This is a genomic window from Bacillus cihuensis, from assembly GCF_000504145.1.
Classification (GTDB): domain Bacteria; phylum Bacillota; class Bacilli; order Bacillales; family DSM-1321; genus Peribacillus; species Peribacillus huizhouensis.
Genome location: NZ_KI632497.1, coordinates 236770 through 252007, shown reverse-complemented (window position 1 = coordinate 252007; position 15238 = coordinate 236770). Strand labels below are relative to the sequence as shown.

The window sequence follows — 15238 nt, the reverse complement described above, 5'->3', positions numbered from 1 at the left end:
TAATGAAAGGGTGTTTAGACTATAGTATAAGAGGGTAAAAGCTGATGGTGCTTTGTTTTCTATATCTTAGAAAAAATTTGGTGTTAAAGATAATTGATGTCTACCGTCTCTTTACATATAATATACGATGTCTTATTAGAAGTTATCCTGCATTAACGGGACTGAACTTCCAACTACAAGGCTTAAAGGATTTAAAGAAGCGAGTGGAAGTAACTGTCCGTAAATGCCCGATTGGTGAGATAAAGTGATACTTACCTTTGTGGTTTTCAAAGGTAAGTTTGCAACCACAGGATGTGGGGCGCACAGATGTAAGACTCTAAAACGGGACAACAATCAGTGGGGTGAAGAAACCCTAACTGTTTCAAGTTTCACTTTATAGAGGGGCGATCGGATTATTCAAAAACGAACCGTTCAAACGATATAGCATACAATGAAAAAACTGCATGTGAGGGAGGATTATGATGAAAGAAGTTATAGAGAAATTACAACAAATGGAAATAGGGAAGGTTCGTGAAAATGAGCCGCTTGCAAACCATACAACAATGAAAGTTGGCGGTCCTGCAGATATTTTCATTGAGCCATCATCTCTTGAAAATTTAGAAAAAACGATGAAAATCATTAAAGAGTTTGATATCGAATGGCGAGCAATTGGGCGTGGATCAAATTTGCTTGTTTCAGATCAAGGCATAAAAGGTGCTGTTATTAAATTAGGTAGAGGTTTAGATGGGTTAGAAATAGAAGGTACTGAAATCACAGCAGGGGCTGGATTTTCACTTGTAAGTCTATCTGTACAATTTAGTAGAAAAGGACTTTCAGGATTGGAGTTCGCGAGTGGAATACCAGGTTCAGTTGGTGGTGCTGTGTATATGAACGCCGGTGCCCATGGATCAGATATTTCAAAAATATTAAAAAAGGCATATATTCTATTTGCTGATGGAACACTAGAATGGTTATCAGCAGAAGAAATGGAATTCTCCTATCGAACGTCGATCCTACAAAAAAAACGACCAGGTATTGTTTTAGCAGCTGTTTTTCAATTAAATCCAGGTAATCGGGAGGAAATTGTTGCAGCAATGCAGAACAATAAAAATTATAGAAAAGAAACTCAACCATATGATAAGCCATGTGCTGGAAGTATATTCCGTAATCCCCTGCCACAATACGCTGGTCAACTTGTTCAGGACGCTGGATTAAAAGGTTATGCAATTGGTGGAGCAAAAATTTCTGAAATGCATGGGAATTTTATTGTTAATACAGGAGAAGGTACAGCAGAAAATGTGTTAGCTCTAATTCAGCATGTAAAAGAAACTGTATATGAAAAATTTGCGATTAAGCTTGAAACAGAAGTCGAAATAGTTGGTCGAAGATAACTTCTGAAATAAAAAACATGCTTAATCATGTGCTATAAAGATATCCTGAAATAGTCTCATTAGCATTATTATGAGATCTTGTTCCTGCCGATTGGCAACAGGCGGATTACAAGCATAGTCCATTTGTTTTCAGGAAGAGGTGAGGGGGATGGAAAAAGGAAAAGTAGTTTCCATTGAAGATCGCATCCCAAAATTAAAAAATCTTAGAAAAAGAAAAGCGAATAGAAGATTGATTCTATTGCTATCTTTCTTTTTTATCCTAATTGCTTGTGTACTATATTTTCTTTCCCCATTAAGCCATATTAAAGAAATCAAAGTAAGAGGGAACCAATATTTATCATCAGATCAAATTGTTTCGTTAAGTGGATTAACAAATGACACGAACATTTGGAAAGTAAACAAAAGAGAATTGATAAATAAAATGAAAGAAAGTCAAGAGGAAATTGAATCTGTTACAGTTACAACACAATTTCCAAATTCAGTGTTGATTACGATAACCGAATTTGAACGAATCGCATACCTTTCAAAAAATAATCGATTCTATCCTATTATGGAAAACGGTAAGATCCTGACCGAGCTAAAACGGGGCGAAATCCCAGTTTTCGCTCCAGTACTGATTGATTTTACTGAAGGGGATGCTCTAAACCTATTATTGGATGAATTGAAAGCATTACCTGAAGAAATCCGTAACTCGATTTCTGAAATTCGTAAGGAACCTACCAAAACGGACCTCTATCATATAACGATGTTTATGAATGATGGTTTTGAAGTGAGTGCTACTAGCAGAACTTTATCCAAGAAAATGATACACTACCCTTCAATTGTTGCTCAATTAGACCCAAAAGTAAAAGGGGTCATTAATCTTGAGGTAGGCTCTTACTTTAGAGCATATGATACACCAAATCTAAAGGAAGAGAATGATGAGGGGTTAGCACAATGAAAATCATTAAAGGTAGAAAAGTCATCCTCTCCATCGTAAGTCTTATTTTAGGATTTATGGTTGCCTTTTCCTATAACTTAACAAAGCAAAAACAGCGAGAAGCAGCCATTGTAAATCAAACATGGGATCGAGAATATGAGCTTAGAAAACAACTGATTGAACAAGAGAAAGTAAACAGGAAACTTAGTGAGGAATTACGGAAAAAGCAAGCACAAGTAACAAATATTGAAAAAGATCTATCACAAGAAAAAGAATCCTTGTTTAAGCTTGCTGAAGAAGCCGAGAAATATCGGATGTTTCTAGGAAAGATTAAAGTGAGAGGACCAGGTCTTTCTGTGACTCTTTCAGATGGTACAGCAGCAAAAGTGGACGATAACATAAATGATTACCTAGTGCATGAACAACATGTATTTAAGGTCATTAATGAATTGTATATCTCTGGTGCAGAGGCAGTGGCTGTTAATGGACAAAGATTGAATCATGATTCGTATATAGTTTGCAATGGTCCTGTAATTACTGTGGACGGACAGCAGTATCCCGCACCTTTTGTGATTACAGCCATTGGCAACACTAATGTTTTGGAGGCTTCACTTAACTTAGCTGGTGGAGTCAAAGATCAATTAGTGAATGAAAATATTATATTTACAATATTGAAGCAAAATGAAGTGGAAATGGAACCAATATTTAGTAGTTAAAAATCACCGTATGAAAGCTAGGTGACGTTTTTTGAAAAAAAGGAACAAAATTGCCTTTACTTTAATTGCGGTGATCGTTGGATTCATGGTAGCCATTCAGTTTAATACGATTAAAGAGCCATCCATCAAACAAGTAAAGGATACTCGTGATTCCTATGAACTTAGAAGCGGTATACTAAAGGAGCAGAAAGTCCAAACTGAATTGGTTAAAGAAATTAGAAATTTAGAAGAGAAACTTGCCCAATATGAAACAACTATAAGCCAAAGTAAGGAGCAAGTACTTAGTGAAACATTGGAAGAGCTTAGAAGTAATGCAGGTATGACTTCGGTGAGTGGAAAAGGAATTATTCTAACCATTAAACCGATTGAGGAGAATATCCTATTAGGCGAGAACGTTCAGAATGTTTCTCCTGATCTTTTAAAGCGGCTGCTAAATGAATTATACCAATATGACGCAAAAGAGATTGCAGTAAATGGGCAGAGGATAATTACTACATCTGTTATTCGAGATATTAATGGACAAACAAAGATCGATGGCAAGAGTATATCAAGGGATTCTATTGAAATTAGGGTACTTGCTGAAAATGCTCAAAAACTCAAAGAAAGAATTCAGGTTTCTGAGACAATTGATAATTTTTATGTGGATAATTATGAGGTTACGATTACTAATCCATTAGACATAGTAACGCTACCGCCTTATCAAAACTCATTAAAAATTCAATATATGGAACCCATTGATGAATAGGAGGACTAATGACTATGTGGCTTCCTATTTTTGGCCTTTTAATAGGCATCGCTTTAGGCCTTTTAACGGATATCAAAATTTCTTCTGAATATGCGAACTATTTATCGATAGCAATTCTTGCAGCATTAGATACTTTAGTGGGTGGAATAAGAGCCCATTTACAAAATATCTACGATGAAAAGGTCTTTGTAACTGGATTTTTCTTTAATATCATCTTAGCTGCAAGTTTAGCTTTTCTAGGCGTACATCTTGGTGTAGACTTATATTTAGCTGCAGTTTTTGCATTTGGTGTTAGATTGTTTCAAAATATAGCAGTTATCCGACGCATAATTTTAACAAAATGGTCCCTTTTCAAAGAAAAGGCAGAAAAAAATTAGTGTTTTTTTAAAGGAAATATGGTATACATGACGAATATTGTTAAGAAGTGTATCGTTTATGAAACAGATGACCTGACATGTGGAATATTAGTTTTTAATACATGTATGATTCTGCTTTGAAAATTAGACAATGCTTATCCAAAGTAAATTGGATTCTTTGGTAGCTATATCACAACAATATGGTTATGAAGGATAAAAAGAACAATTGTATTACTTAATTTGGATTTTAGAAAGATGTTAAAACTTGAAGGAGGTGCCATGGAATGAACAACAATGAAATATACGTAAGTCTCGACATCGGTACATCCAGTGTTAAAGTAATCATTGGGGAAATGGTTAATGATACATTAAACATAATCGGTGTAGGAAATGTGAAATCAGAAGGATTAAAAAAAGGGTCAATCGTAGATATAGATGAAACAGTTCAATCGATTCAGCGGGCCGTTGAACAGGCAGAACGAATGATTGGAATGGAGATCAATAAGGTAATAGTCGGCATAAGCGGCAATCATGTAATGCTACAACCGTGCCATGGCGTTGTCGCAGTTTCAAGTGATAATAAGGAGATAACCATCCAAGATGTTGTAAGGGTTAGAGAGGCAGCCGAATTGATTACGATTCCTTCTGACAGGGAGATTGTTGATATTATTCCAGTTCATTATAAAGTGGACGAGCTTGATGAGATAAGCGATCCAAGAGGCATGATTGGTGTTCGATTGGAAATGAGAGGGATATTAATCACAGGTTTGCGTACGATTTTACATAATTCATTACGATGTGTAGAAAGAGCAGGTTTGGAAATTACAGACATTGCCCTTCAGCCACTCGCTGCGGGCTCTCTTGTGCTTTCAAAAGATGAAAAAGAACTTGGAGTAGCGCTTCTAGATATTGGTGGTGGTTCAACAACACTTGCTGTTTTCGAACAAGGGTACTTGAAACATACGTGTGTGATACCAATTGGTGGAGAAACGATTACTAAGGATCTTTCTATCGTATTACGGACAACAACAGATGATGCGGAGAAGATCAAGATTAAACATGGACATGCCTTTTATGACGATGCATCAGAAGAAGATGTGTTCAACATACCAATAATCGGGAGTGATCAGCAACAACCTTGCAATCAGTTAATGTTAGCTGACATAATTGAAGCAAGGATGACAGAGATATTCGAACTTGTTCAAAACGAATTAAATAGAATTGGCGAGAGCGATCTTGCAGGAGGTTTTGTATTGACTGGCGGCGTTGTGAAGATGCCGGGAGTATTAGAACTTGCTCAATATAGTTTCCAAAACCGAGTGAGAACAGCGGAACCGAATTATATAGGTGTTCGGGAACCTCAATATACAACAGCTGTTGGATTAATTAAACATGCTTGTAAAAAGACAAGAATACAAAAAAATAATGAAGCTCCTGTAGCTGCAGGTTCAGCTTACGAAAACCGAGAACAGAGTCAAAAAATGCAGCAACCTCAACCGAAAGAACGAGTGGAGAAGCCTCGGGCCGAAAAAGGTGAATCTAAATTCAAAAAGATCCTTGGTTACTTTTTTGAATAGACAGGAAATTATTGGAATATCGTCAAATTAGGAGGATTATCATGTTGGAGTTTGATTCTAATCTAGAAACATTAGCTACTATAAAAGTCATCGGTGTAGGCGGGGGCGGTAACAATGCCGTAAACCGTATGATTGAGCACGGGGTCCAGGGGGTAGAGTTTATTTCTGTTAATACAGATGCTCAAGCTCTCAATCTATCAAAAGCAGAAATCAAAATGCAAATTGGTGGTAAACTTACTCGTGGATTAGGTGCAGGGGCGAATCCAGAAGTAGGTAAAAAAGCAGCTGAAGAAAGCAAGGAACAAATTGAAGAAGCGTTAAAAGGCGCCGACATGGTATTTGTAACGGCTGGAATGGGCGGCGGTACTGGAACAGGTGCAGCTCCCGTTATCGCTCAAATTGCAAAGGATTTAGGGGCGTTGACAGTAGGAGTTGTGACTCGACCGTTCACATTTGAAGGACGTAAACGTTCAACACAAGCTCAAGGCGGTATCGGTGCCATGAAGGAATCAGTTGATACGTTAATCGTCATTCCAAATGATCGATTACTTGAAATCGTTGATAAGAGTACGCCAATGCTTGAAGCATTCCGTGAAGCTGATAATGTCCTTAGGCAAGGTGTTCAAGGGATCTCTGATTTGATCGCGGTACCTGGACTTATTAACTTGGACTTTGCAGATGTCAAGACGATCATGTCTAATAAGGGTTCTGCGCTCATGGGAATTGGTATTTCTTCAGGAGAGAATCGTGCGACCGAAGCGGCGAAAAAAGCGATCTCAAGTCCACTTCTTGAAACTTCTATTGATGGTGCACAAGGTGTACTTATGAATATTACTGGCGGAACGAATTTAAGTTTGTTCGAAGTTCAGGAAGCAGCCGATATCGTTGCAAGTGCCTCTGATCAAGAGGTAAATATGATTTTTGGTTCAGTTATTAACGAGAACTTTAAAGATGAAATTGTTGTAACGGTTATTGCTACTGGCTTTAGTGATTCAGAAGAGATTAAACCTGCATCGTCAGCGTCAAGACCTTCTTTTGGGCAACGTCCAGCATCGCAAACTCCAGCGACTGGGGTAAAACGAGAAGTGAAAAGGGAAGAACATGTCGAACAGCAGCAACAGCAGCCTGTTCGTAACTCTAATCAGGCAGAAGATACATTGGATATACCGACCTTTTTACGTAACCGTAACAAACGTCGTTAATTTGTTTAATAATAAAATTTCATAGAATAAAAGTTTTATTTTGACAAATTTCTTTGTCAATAAGACTTTTTTCTCCAGTATTAAAGAGAGGATTTCCCATTAAAGGCTCTACCTCACACAATTAACACAGTTTATGTGATATATCCACGTCAAATAAACTGTACATAAATTGTGTGAGGTTTAACCTTGTTGCGATGGGACATCCTCTTTTTTGTCTGCATTTCATTTCACTTAACATACACCTAGTTAGTCTTAATTCACTATCATGAATATCGAAAAAAGTGATAATATATATTCAAATATGACTAAAGTCTTAGGAATCTAGGAACTTCGTTACTCATTTCCCCATTTCAACTAAATTTTTGATAAAAGGAGACTAAGGGAAGTCGTACACTTCGTCTGCTATTCATTTTGTATCCACTCTCCACTCGATAGTAACTAACATTTTACTTGTTTTGCTACTGCATCTATTTTAGATCAGCAGTATGAACACTTCCCTTTATTCTAACTTAACAGGATAATAGCCCCATCTATAATATGTTAAGGGAAAAGTAGATGGAGGATGAAGAAAATCCAAATTATTTTTTCTACAAAAAGTCCCAAAATATCCAGTCATAATGTGACACACTTTCTGATGCGAGGTACGATATACTTTTTGCTAACAGAAGATGTGCAAGCTATTCTGTAGAATGATTACTATTATTTTACTCTTCATTGCTTTTACAGAAAGTAATGATATCTGTGAATTCGCATTTCTAAAAGGGTGGTGTATATTTGACGCTCTATTTGGATGTTATTTGGCTATTGAATTGGATTTTTGATTGTCTTTTACTTTACTGGACTGCGATTTTGTTAAAGAGAAAAGTACCTTTTTGGAGAGTTCTTGTAGGGGGATTCCTTGGTTCTCTTATCATTGTCTTATCATTTACTTCTTATCATATGTTCGCTGATAAAGTGTTGGTTAAACTATTATTCTCCGTCTTAATGATTTTAACAGTTTATGGTTTTGGGAGGTTCTATGTTTTTATAAAAAGTTTGGCTACGTTATATTTCGTTACGTTCTTGTCTGGTGGTATTTTGCTCGGACTCCATTACTTGTTTGAAACGAACATTCTATCTGGACAACACACAATGTACAAAGGGATTAATCAGTTCGGAGATCCAGTCAGTTGGATATTTGTTATTGTTGGATTCCCGCTCGCATGGCAATTTTCTAGAAGAACTTTAGATACGATAGAAATGACAAAGATTAACCATCAACAACAGGTTAAAGTTACGGTGAAAATTGATAATTTTATTTGTTCAGTAGAAGGTTTTATTGATAGTGGAAATAATCTGTACGATCCAATTTCACGTTCTCCAGTCATGATTTTGTCGCTAAATGGCCGAGAAAATATGATTCCGCAAGATATGGCAGCTCTGTTTAAAAATCCAGATATTCTACTTAATGAAATGGGGGACACACAATATACGTGGGAAGATCGGTTGCGAATTATTCCAAGTAAAGTCGTTGGAAATGATCACCAATTGTTGACTGCCATTAAATCAGATTGGATTGAAATTATTCAAAATAAAGATATTTTTCGGGTGAAAACTGGACTAGTATCTTTTACTTATCAAACGTTATCAGCGGATGGTAAATTCGAATGCATTGTCCATCCGAAAATGGTAACGGGAATTCCAGTTCAAGCTGTTTCATAAGCGATAGATAAAATATACTCACATTTCTAGAAAATAGAAGGGAGAATTCAGTTGAAAAAAACTATTCTACGTCTCACTTATTACTGGTATAAATTACTATTTAAGCTTGGGTTGAAAACTGATGAAATCTTTTACATTGGAGGAAGTGAGGCACTACCGCCGCCACTTTCTAAAGAAGAAGAGGAAGTTTTAATAAATAAGTTACCAAAAGGTGACGAAACAGCTCGTGCCATGCTAATTGAGAGAAACTTACGACTTGTTGTTTATATTGCGAGAAAATTTGAGAATACAGGTATTAATATTGAGGATTTAATCAGTATCGGTACAATAGGATTAATCAAAGCAGTTAATACATTTAATCCAGAGAAAAAAATTAAATTGGCTACATACGCATCTAGATGTATCGAAAATGAAATTCTCATGTATCTGCGAAGAAATAATAAGATTCGTTCTGAAGTGAGTTTTGATGAGCCTCTTAATATTGATTGGGATGGTAATGAATTATTGCTTTCCGATGTACTTGGAACAGAGGAAGATATTATAACGAAAGACCTAGAAGCTAATGTGGACAGAAAATTGTTAACAAAAGCCCTCACTCAGCTTTCTGATCGAGAAAAGCAAATCATGGAGCTCCGGTTTGGATTAGCTGGACAGGAAGAAAAAACGCAAAAAGATGTAGCGGATATGTTAGGGATTTCGCAATCTTATATTTCCAGATTAGAAAAAAGAATTATTAAAAGACTTAGAAAGGAATTTAATAAAATGGTGTAAAAATTTTTTTCTAAAGGTAGGTAGCTATTTACAATGGTTTGATCTTTAATCGGTGTTTTTTACGTTTCTTCACTGTGCATATTTTTCAAACTCCGGGAGATACTTAATTTTGAAAGGCAGCTCCTGTGAGGAGGGAAAAATTTTGTCTCGTAACAAGGTTGAGATTTGCGGTGTTGATACATCAAAACTACCGGTATTAAAAAATGAAGAAATGCGGATTCTTTTTAAAGAAATGCAAGGTGGCGATTCATCAGCGAGAGAAAAACTAGTAAACGGCAATCTTCGGCTCGTGTTGAGCGTAATTCAGCGCTTCAATAACCGGGGTGAATTTGTGGATGATCTATTTCAGGTAGGCTGCATTGGTTTAATGAAATCGATTGATAATTTCGATTTGGGTCAAAATGTTAAATTTTCGACATATGCTGTTCCGATGATTATCGGAGAAATTAGAAGATATTTACGTGATAATAATCCAATCAGGGTTTCTCGTTCGCTACGAGATATCGCCTATAAAGCATTACAGGTAAAAGAAAAGCTAATGAGTAGAACATTACGTGAACCAACAGCTGAAGAAATTGCAAAAGAATTAGATGTTTCTCATGAAGAAATTGTCTTTGCACTTGACGCAATTCAGGATCCTGTTTCATTATTCGAGCCTATTTATAATGATGGTGGAGATCCGATTTACGTCTTAGATCAATTAAGTGATGAAAAAAATAAAGACAGTCAATGGATTGATGAAATTGCGCTGAATGAAGGAATGCGTCGTTTAAATGAACGGGAGAAGATGATTCTCCGAAAGCGATTTTTTCAAGGGAAAACCCAAATGGAAGTGGCTGAGGAAATTGGCATTTCACAAGCGCAAGTTTCTAGACTTGAGAAAGCAGCAATCCGGCAAATGAATAAGAATATCCAACAATAAAGGATATTGTATGGATGGTAACAGACTCCATTTCTTGGCAAGGTCAGGAATATGGAGTTTTTTTGCGTTAATATATAAACCAAGAAAGAATTAAAATCAAGCATATGTGGTTTCATTTTAAACATATACATAGAATTAAGAAACAACATTTTGATAAAACTCCCTGATTGAAGTTATACTTTATCGCAGTATATCATGTAATACTACTATAGGAATAATCCTTTATTAGGCTATGTTAAAGCTCATTATTGATTTTGGCATGATGTTGATTGGAGCGGAAGGCGTGAGACCTGCAGAAAACAGAGTCAAAGGGAGCCCCCCACAGACGCACAGCACCGAGGAGGCTATTGGACCGCCCGTGGGAAGCGAACGACTTTCGTTTTAATCAACAGGGTTTAATAGAGCCAATTATTAAAAAATTCGTTAAACTTGTTATTTTATTAATTTCTGAGTTTAAATAAGAGGAAATCTGCACATACCCTTTCATGATTAGACAGAGGCACTCGTTATGTAAAATGGATAATAAATTTGAATAATGTAGAGGAGCTGATCAGTTTGGTCAGAATATCTGAATTTCAAATAAAGGATATTGTCAATATTGGAGATGGAAAAAGATTGGGGAATATGGTGGATCTTATTATTAATCCTCAAGCAGGTTCCATTGAAGCGATTATTGTATCGAATGGGAGCCGGATGCTTGGGATTTTTGGAAAAGATGAAGAGATTATTATCCCTTGGAAAAAAATAAAAAAAGTTGGCGAAGATGTGATTCTCGTTGAACATTCATTTGCATTTAAAGAAAGTCTTGATGATTAGCAAGTAATTGTGCTTTTCATAGTGAAAATAAAAGGGAATATGATACACTTAATAAAAAACAAGAGGTAGGGATTATGACAGAACCATTTTTATTGCGTGAAGAAGAATTTTATTGTCTCGAAAGCTGGATGAATAAGTTTCCAGGGCTAATTGCAGGGTTCACAACAAAAAATGGTGGAGTTAGCAAGGGGGACTATGCTTCACTGAATATCGGCTTTCATGTGGGTGATAACACCGAGGATGTTATCGCAAATCGCCAAATCTTAGCAAAAAAGCTTTCATTTCCTTTAACAGATTGGGTTTGCGCTGAACAGACGCATGAGACAAAGGTTGAGAAGGTTTTCCCGTCAGACTGTGGAAAGGGCTCGAAAGATTATCTTACCAGCCTTAAAGCAACGGACGGACTTTTTACTACAGAGAAACAAATTCTCCTCACCCTTTGTTATGCGGACTGTGTACCCCTTTATTACATCGCACCAAAGTATGGCAAGGTCGGGATCGCTCATGCAGGTTGGAGAGGAACAGTTTCTGGGATTGCAGCTTCTATGATTGAGTCATGGAATCAAGCTGGTATTAAGTCTACAGACATTCATGTAGCAATTGGTCCAGCTATTTGTGGCGAATGTTATGTTGTCGATAATAAAATTGTCAAGTTTGTGCAAAAATTGGTGGAAGATTATGACGAAAAGCCATATAATTTAATTAGCGATGGACAATATAAGCTAAATCTGAAACAGGTCAATACTGAAATTTTAGTAAAGGCCGGTGTTCCTCGAGAACAAATTGAAATTTCTACACTATGTACCAGCTGTGAAAATGATACATTTTTCTCTCATAGGCGTGATCAAGGAAAAACAGGACGTCTTATGAGTTTTATCGGCTGGAAGGAGGAATAAAAGGAACATTGAGAGTAGCAGATAATAAAACGATTATTGATGAAAAAATAAATGCTGCATGTCAGAAAAGTGGCAGAAGCCGTGAAGAAATTACGGTAGTAGCTGTGACAAAGTACGTTTCAGTAGAGCGTGCCAATGAAGCGATAGAAGCTGGGCTTCATCATCTCGGTGAAAATCGAGATGAAGGGCTTATAAATAAATATGCTGTATTAGGGGACAAGCCAATCTGGCATTATATTGGCAGCCTGCAAACTAGGAAGGTCAAAAATATCATAGATAAAGTGGAATATATTCATTCCCTTGATCGGATTTCGTTGGCCGAAGAAATTCAGAAGCGGGCGGCTAAGCCTATAAAATGTCTAGTGCAAGTAAATGTTTCTGGGGAAGAATCAAAGCATGGTATTACTCCTTTAGAGACGTTATCATTTATTCGTAGTTTAGAATCTTTTTCAAATATTCAAATTGCTGGATTAATGACAATGGCACCTCTTACGGAAGATGAAAATGAACTTCGGACTTGCTTTAAAAAATTGAAGGAGTTACAAAAAGAAGTTCAATCTGCCAACATGACACATGCACCATGTATGGAGTTATCAATGGGAATGTCGAATGATTTCACAATTGCAATTGAAGAAGGTGCAACGATGATTCGCATAGGAACTGCATTAGTCGGTGGGGAATCCTAAGGAGGTACACGATTCATGTCATTTGTATCAAAATTTAAATCATATTTTGCATTGGATGATGAATATGAATACAGAGAAGAATTGGTCGAGGAAGAGGTGAAGGAAACGAAACCAATGAAATCATCGAAAAGCTTCCAAACCTCACAGAATGAAAATAAGAATGTAGTAAGTTTGCAAAGTGTTCAAAAATCTTCTAAAGTAGTATTATTAGAACCGCGTGCATACTCAGAAGCCCAAGAAGTAGCAGACCATTTAAAAAATCGCCGTGCAGTTGTAGTAAACTTGCAACGAATACAGCATGACCAAGCTAAACGAATTGTCGATTTCTTAAGTGGGACGGTTTATGCAATCAGTGGGGACATACAAAAAATTGGTACAGATATATTCTTATGTACTCCGGATAATGTGGACGTTTCCGGAAATATTACTGGGTTCGCTTTGGACGAGGAGTACGAAGAAGCGAGGTGGTAGAGCGAAATGACAATGTTAGTTGGGATTATATTAACGGTGATTAAATTTTATTCATATGCACTAGTTGCCTATATTTTAATGTCATGGTTTCCCAATGCTAGAGAAACATCGATTGGGCAGTTTTTAGCTAGGATCAGTGAGCCATATTTAGAACCGTTTAGAAGATTTGTTCCACCTCTTGGAATGATTGACTTTTCACCAATTGTTGCAATTCTTGCTTTGCAGTTTGCAGGTTATGGGATCAGTCAGATTTTCTTGTGGATTTAAAGGTATTTAAGGGAGTAGCATTTCATGAATATTTATCAGCATTTCAGGCCGGAAGAAAAAGAGTTTATTGATCATGCACGTGGTTGGGTCGAGGCGGTAAAGCAGAATTATTGTCCCAGATTAACTGATTTCCTTAATCCGCGTGAACAACAAATTTTACTTGCTTTGGTTGGAAATGATGATGCCGCTTTACTGCAATTTTTTGGAGGAAGTGAAGCGGTAGAACGTAAACGTGCCCTCATTTATCCCGATTATTATGTACCAGAGAAAGCGGACTACCAATTGATTTTATTCGAAATTTCATACCCAAAGAAATTTATTTCGTTGGAACATAGGCATGTCCTTGGTACGCTCATGTCGCTTGGTTTGAAGCGTGAGAAATTTGGTGACATTTTAATAGATGGACAGAATGTTCAATTTATAGCGGCAGCAGAAATTGAGGATTATCTTACTGCAAACTTAGAAAAAATGGGCAATGTTTCTGTTTCAATTAAAAAGCTTTCTTTAACAGAGATTATTATAATAAAAGAGCATTGGGAAGAGCAGAGCCATACCGTTTCATCACTTAGACTGGATGTTCTACTAGCTGCTGTTACTAATCTTTCAAGACAAAAAGCCCAAACTCTACTAGCTGCTGGTAAAGTAAAAGTCAATTTTAAAAGTACTGAGCATGGTTCAATGGAATGTCGAGAAGGTGACACTTTATCTGTAAGAGGGTTTGGTAGAGCCAAAATTTTGTCGATAGATGGTAAAACGAAAAAAGAAAAATGGCGAATAAGTATCGGCAGGCATAAATAATGAATAAATTAGCAAGAACATCATTTAAGACATAGAGAATACATGGAGGTGCATCATGCCATTAACCCCGATTGATATACATAATAAGGAGTTCAGTAAAGGCTTCCGTGGATATGATGAGGATGAAGTAAATGAATTTCTTGATCAGATTATTAAGGATTATGAGCTGATACTCCGGGAAAAGAAAGAACTTGAACAGAAACTGAATGAGGTAGATGATCGTCTTGGCCACTTTAATAATATTGAGGAAACATTGAATAAATCGATCATCATTGCTCAAGAGGCTGCGGAAGAAGTAAAGCGTAATGCCCAAAAAGAAGCAAAATTGATTATTAAAGAAGCTGAGAAGAACGCTGATCGGATTGTTAATGATTCTCTAAGTAAAGCAAGAAAACTTGCTTTGGAAATTGAAGAATTGAAGAAACAATCCAAAGTATTTAGGACAAGATTCAAGATGCTAGTGGAAGCACAGCTAGATTTGTTGAGTGCAGATGACTGGGATAATCTAATGGAATATGAAGTCGATGCAACCGAATTTGCAGACAAAGATTCATAATATCGCCTTGACTTTTCACACTTGTTTCGCATATAATTTCTTACAATCAACCTAATATTGATATGAAACGATGATAGGGATAGTAAATGCATTCATACACTTATTTAAGCGAACCGGAGATGGTGAAAGTCTGGTATAAGTGAACGTATTGAATATCACCCTGGAGTTCCGAGTCGAACCCGTAAAAGGCAGTAAACGAGGCGTTCATTCGCGTTACGAATGCTTGAGAGGATAAAGGATATCTAATGCTTTATCTAGCCAGGGTGGTACCGCGGGAAAAAGTCTTCTCGTCCCTATTTTAGGGATGAGAAGACTTTTTTTGTTGCTTAAAAACGATATGAAGTTTTACTACCTCTATAAAAGGCTGAAAACCCCACCACAATTGTGATAGTAAATTAAATATTGAGGTAATGGGGAGGAACAAAGAAGTAGAACTAGTCAAGTTGCTTTAAGCTTTTCTAATTGGATG

17 protein-coding genes and 1 other annotated feature are annotated in these 15238 nt (G+C 36.7%); all 17 genes read left to right on the top strand.

What is annotated here, in order from left to right:
- Positions 1–461 precede the first annotated feature (461 nt).
- The 17 genes from murB to V179_RS0119335 all read left to right on the top strand — a co-directional run bounded on the left by murB (position 462) and on the right by V179_RS0119335 (position 14769).
- Complete coding sequence (gene murB / locus V179_RS0119425; protein WP_028392942.1) at positions 462–1370, top strand: UDP-N-acetylmuramate dehydrogenase; 909 nt, start codon at positions 462–464, stop codon at positions 1368–1370.
- Positions 1371–1518: 148 nt separating this feature from the next.
- On the top strand, positions 1519–2310 hold the full coding sequence (locus V179_RS0119420; protein ID WP_028392941.1) for a cell division protein FtsQ/DivIB: 792 nt from the start codon (positions 1519–1521) through the stop codon (positions 2308–2310).
- Positions 2307–3005 carry a DUF881 domain-containing protein gene (locus V179_RS0119415; RefSeq protein ID WP_028392940.1) on the top strand — a complete coding sequence of 233 codons (699 nt, stop codon included), beginning with the start codon at positions 2307–2309 and terminating at the stop codon, positions 3003–3005. The genes V179_RS0119420 and V179_RS0119415 overlap by 4 nt, the downstream gene beginning before the upstream one ends.
- A gap of 31 nt (positions 3006–3036) precedes the next feature.
- Positions 3037–3750, top strand: a complete 714-nt coding sequence (locus V179_RS0119410) for a DUF881 domain-containing protein (RefSeq protein ID WP_028392939.1) — start codon at positions 3037–3039, stop codon at positions 3748–3750.
- Between the two features lie 14 nt (positions 3751–3764).
- Positions 3765–4127, top strand: coding sequence for a small basic family protein (locus V179_RS0119405; protein ID WP_028392938.1), 363 nt, complete (start codon positions 3765–3767; stop codon positions 4125–4127).
- A gap of 263 nt (positions 4128–4390) precedes the next feature.
- Positions 4391–5683, top strand: a complete 1293-nt coding sequence (gene ftsA / locus V179_RS0119400; protein WP_028392937.1) for a cell division protein FtsA — start codon at positions 4391–4393, stop codon at positions 5681–5683.
- Between the two features lie 41 nt (positions 5684–5724).
- Complete coding sequence (gene ftsZ / locus V179_RS0119395) at positions 5725–6885, top strand: cell division protein FtsZ (protein ID WP_028392936.1); 1161 nt, start codon at positions 5725–5727, stop codon at positions 6883–6885.
- A 774-nt stretch (positions 6886–7659) separates the two neighbouring features.
- Positions 7660–8586: a sigma-E processing peptidase SpoIIGA gene (spoIIGA, locus tag V179_RS0119385; protein ID WP_028392935.1), complete on the top strand. Its 927-nt coding sequence runs from the start codon at positions 7660–7662 to the stop codon at positions 8584–8586.
- A gap of 51 nt (positions 8587–8637) precedes the next feature.
- Positions 8638–9357, top strand: coding sequence for an RNA polymerase sporulation sigma factor SigE (gene sigE / locus V179_RS0119380; protein ID WP_028392934.1), 720 nt, complete (start codon positions 8638–8640; stop codon positions 9355–9357).
- A gap of 142 nt (positions 9358–9499) precedes the next feature.
- Positions 9500–10279: an RNA polymerase sporulation sigma factor SigG gene (sigG, locus tag V179_RS0119375; RefSeq protein ID WP_028392933.1), complete on the top strand. Its 780-nt coding sequence runs from the start codon at positions 9500–9502 to the stop codon at positions 10277–10279.
- A gap of 555 nt (positions 10280–10834) precedes the next feature.
- Entirely contained in the window at positions 10835–11095 is a 261-nt protein-coding gene (locus V179_RS0119365; protein WP_028392932.1) for a YlmC/YmxH family sporulation protein, read from the top strand.
- 74 nt (positions 11096–11169) lie between these two features.
- Positions 11170–11991, top strand: a complete 822-nt coding sequence (gene pgeF / locus V179_RS0119360; RefSeq protein WP_028392931.1) for a peptidoglycan editing factor PgeF — start codon at positions 11170–11172, stop codon at positions 11989–11991.
- Positions 11992–11999: 8 nt separating this feature from the next.
- Positions 12000–12677 carry a YggS family pyridoxal phosphate-dependent enzyme gene (locus tag V179_RS0119355; protein WP_028392930.1) on the top strand — a complete coding sequence of 226 codons (678 nt, stop codon included), beginning with the start codon at positions 12000–12002 and terminating at the stop codon, positions 12675–12677.
- Between the two features lie 15 nt (positions 12678–12692).
- On the top strand, positions 12693–13148 hold the full coding sequence (locus tag V179_RS0119350; RefSeq protein ID WP_028392929.1) for a cell division protein SepF: 456 nt from the start codon (positions 12693–12695) through the stop codon (positions 13146–13148).
- A gap of 6 nt (positions 13149–13154) precedes the next feature.
- Positions 13155–13415, top strand: coding sequence for a YggT family protein (locus V179_RS0119345; RefSeq protein WP_028392928.1), 261 nt, complete (start codon positions 13155–13157; stop codon positions 13413–13415).
- Positions 13416–13439: 24 nt separating this feature from the next.
- Positions 13440–14213, top strand: coding sequence for a YlmH family RNA-binding protein (locus V179_RS0119340; protein ID WP_028392927.1), 774 nt, complete (start codon positions 13440–13442; stop codon positions 14211–14213).
- A gap of 55 nt (positions 14214–14268) precedes the next feature.
- Entirely contained in the window at positions 14269–14769 is a 501-nt protein-coding gene (locus V179_RS0119335) for a DivIVA domain-containing protein (protein WP_028392926.1), read from the top strand.
- Positions 14770–14830: 61 nt separating this feature from the next.
- Positions 14831–15067, top strand: a binding site (T-box leader).
- The last annotated feature ends 171 nt before the right edge of the window (positions 15068–15238 follow it).

Excerpts from the sequence above, each read along its gene's own strand:
- murB (WP_028392942.1), top strand. The coding sequence starts at position 462 with ATGAAAGAAGTTATAGAGAAATTACAACAAATGGAAATAGGGAAGGTT.
- V179_RS0119420 (WP_028392941.1), top strand. The coding sequence starts at position 1,519 with ATGGAAAAAGGAAAAGTAGTTTCCATTGAAGATCGCATCCCAAAATTA.
- V179_RS0119415 (WP_028392940.1), top strand. The coding sequence starts at position 2,307 with ATGAAAATCATTAAAGGTAGAAAAGTCATCCTCTCCATCGTAAGTCTT.
- V179_RS0119405 (WP_028392938.1), top strand. The coding sequence starts at position 3,765 with ATGTGGCTTCCTATTTTTGGCCTTTTAATAGGCATCGCTTTAGGCCTT.
- ftsA (WP_028392937.1), top strand. The coding sequence starts at position 4,391 with ATGAACAACAATGAAATATACGTAAGTCTCGACATCGGTACATCCAGT.
- ftsZ (WP_028392936.1), top strand. The coding sequence starts at position 5,725 with ATGTTGGAGTTTGATTCTAATCTAGAAACATTAGCTACTATAAAAGTC.
- pgeF (WP_028392931.1), top strand. The coding sequence starts at position 11,170 with ATGACAGAACCATTTTTATTGCGTGAAGAAGAATTTTATTGTCTCGAA.
- V179_RS0119350 (WP_028392929.1), top strand. The coding sequence starts at position 12,693 with ATGTCATTTGTATCAAAATTTAAATCATATTTTGCATTGGATGATGAA.
- V179_RS0119345 (WP_028392928.1), top strand. The coding sequence starts at position 13,155 with ATGACAATGTTAGTTGGGATTATATTAACGGTGATTAAATTTTATTCA.
- V179_RS0119340 (WP_028392927.1), top strand. The coding sequence starts at position 13,440 with ATGAATATTTATCAGCATTTCAGGCCGGAAGAAAAAGAGTTTATTGAT.
- V179_RS0119335 (WP_028392926.1), top strand. The coding sequence starts at position 14,269 with ATGCCATTAACCCCGATTGATATACATAATAAGGAGTTCAGTAAAGGC.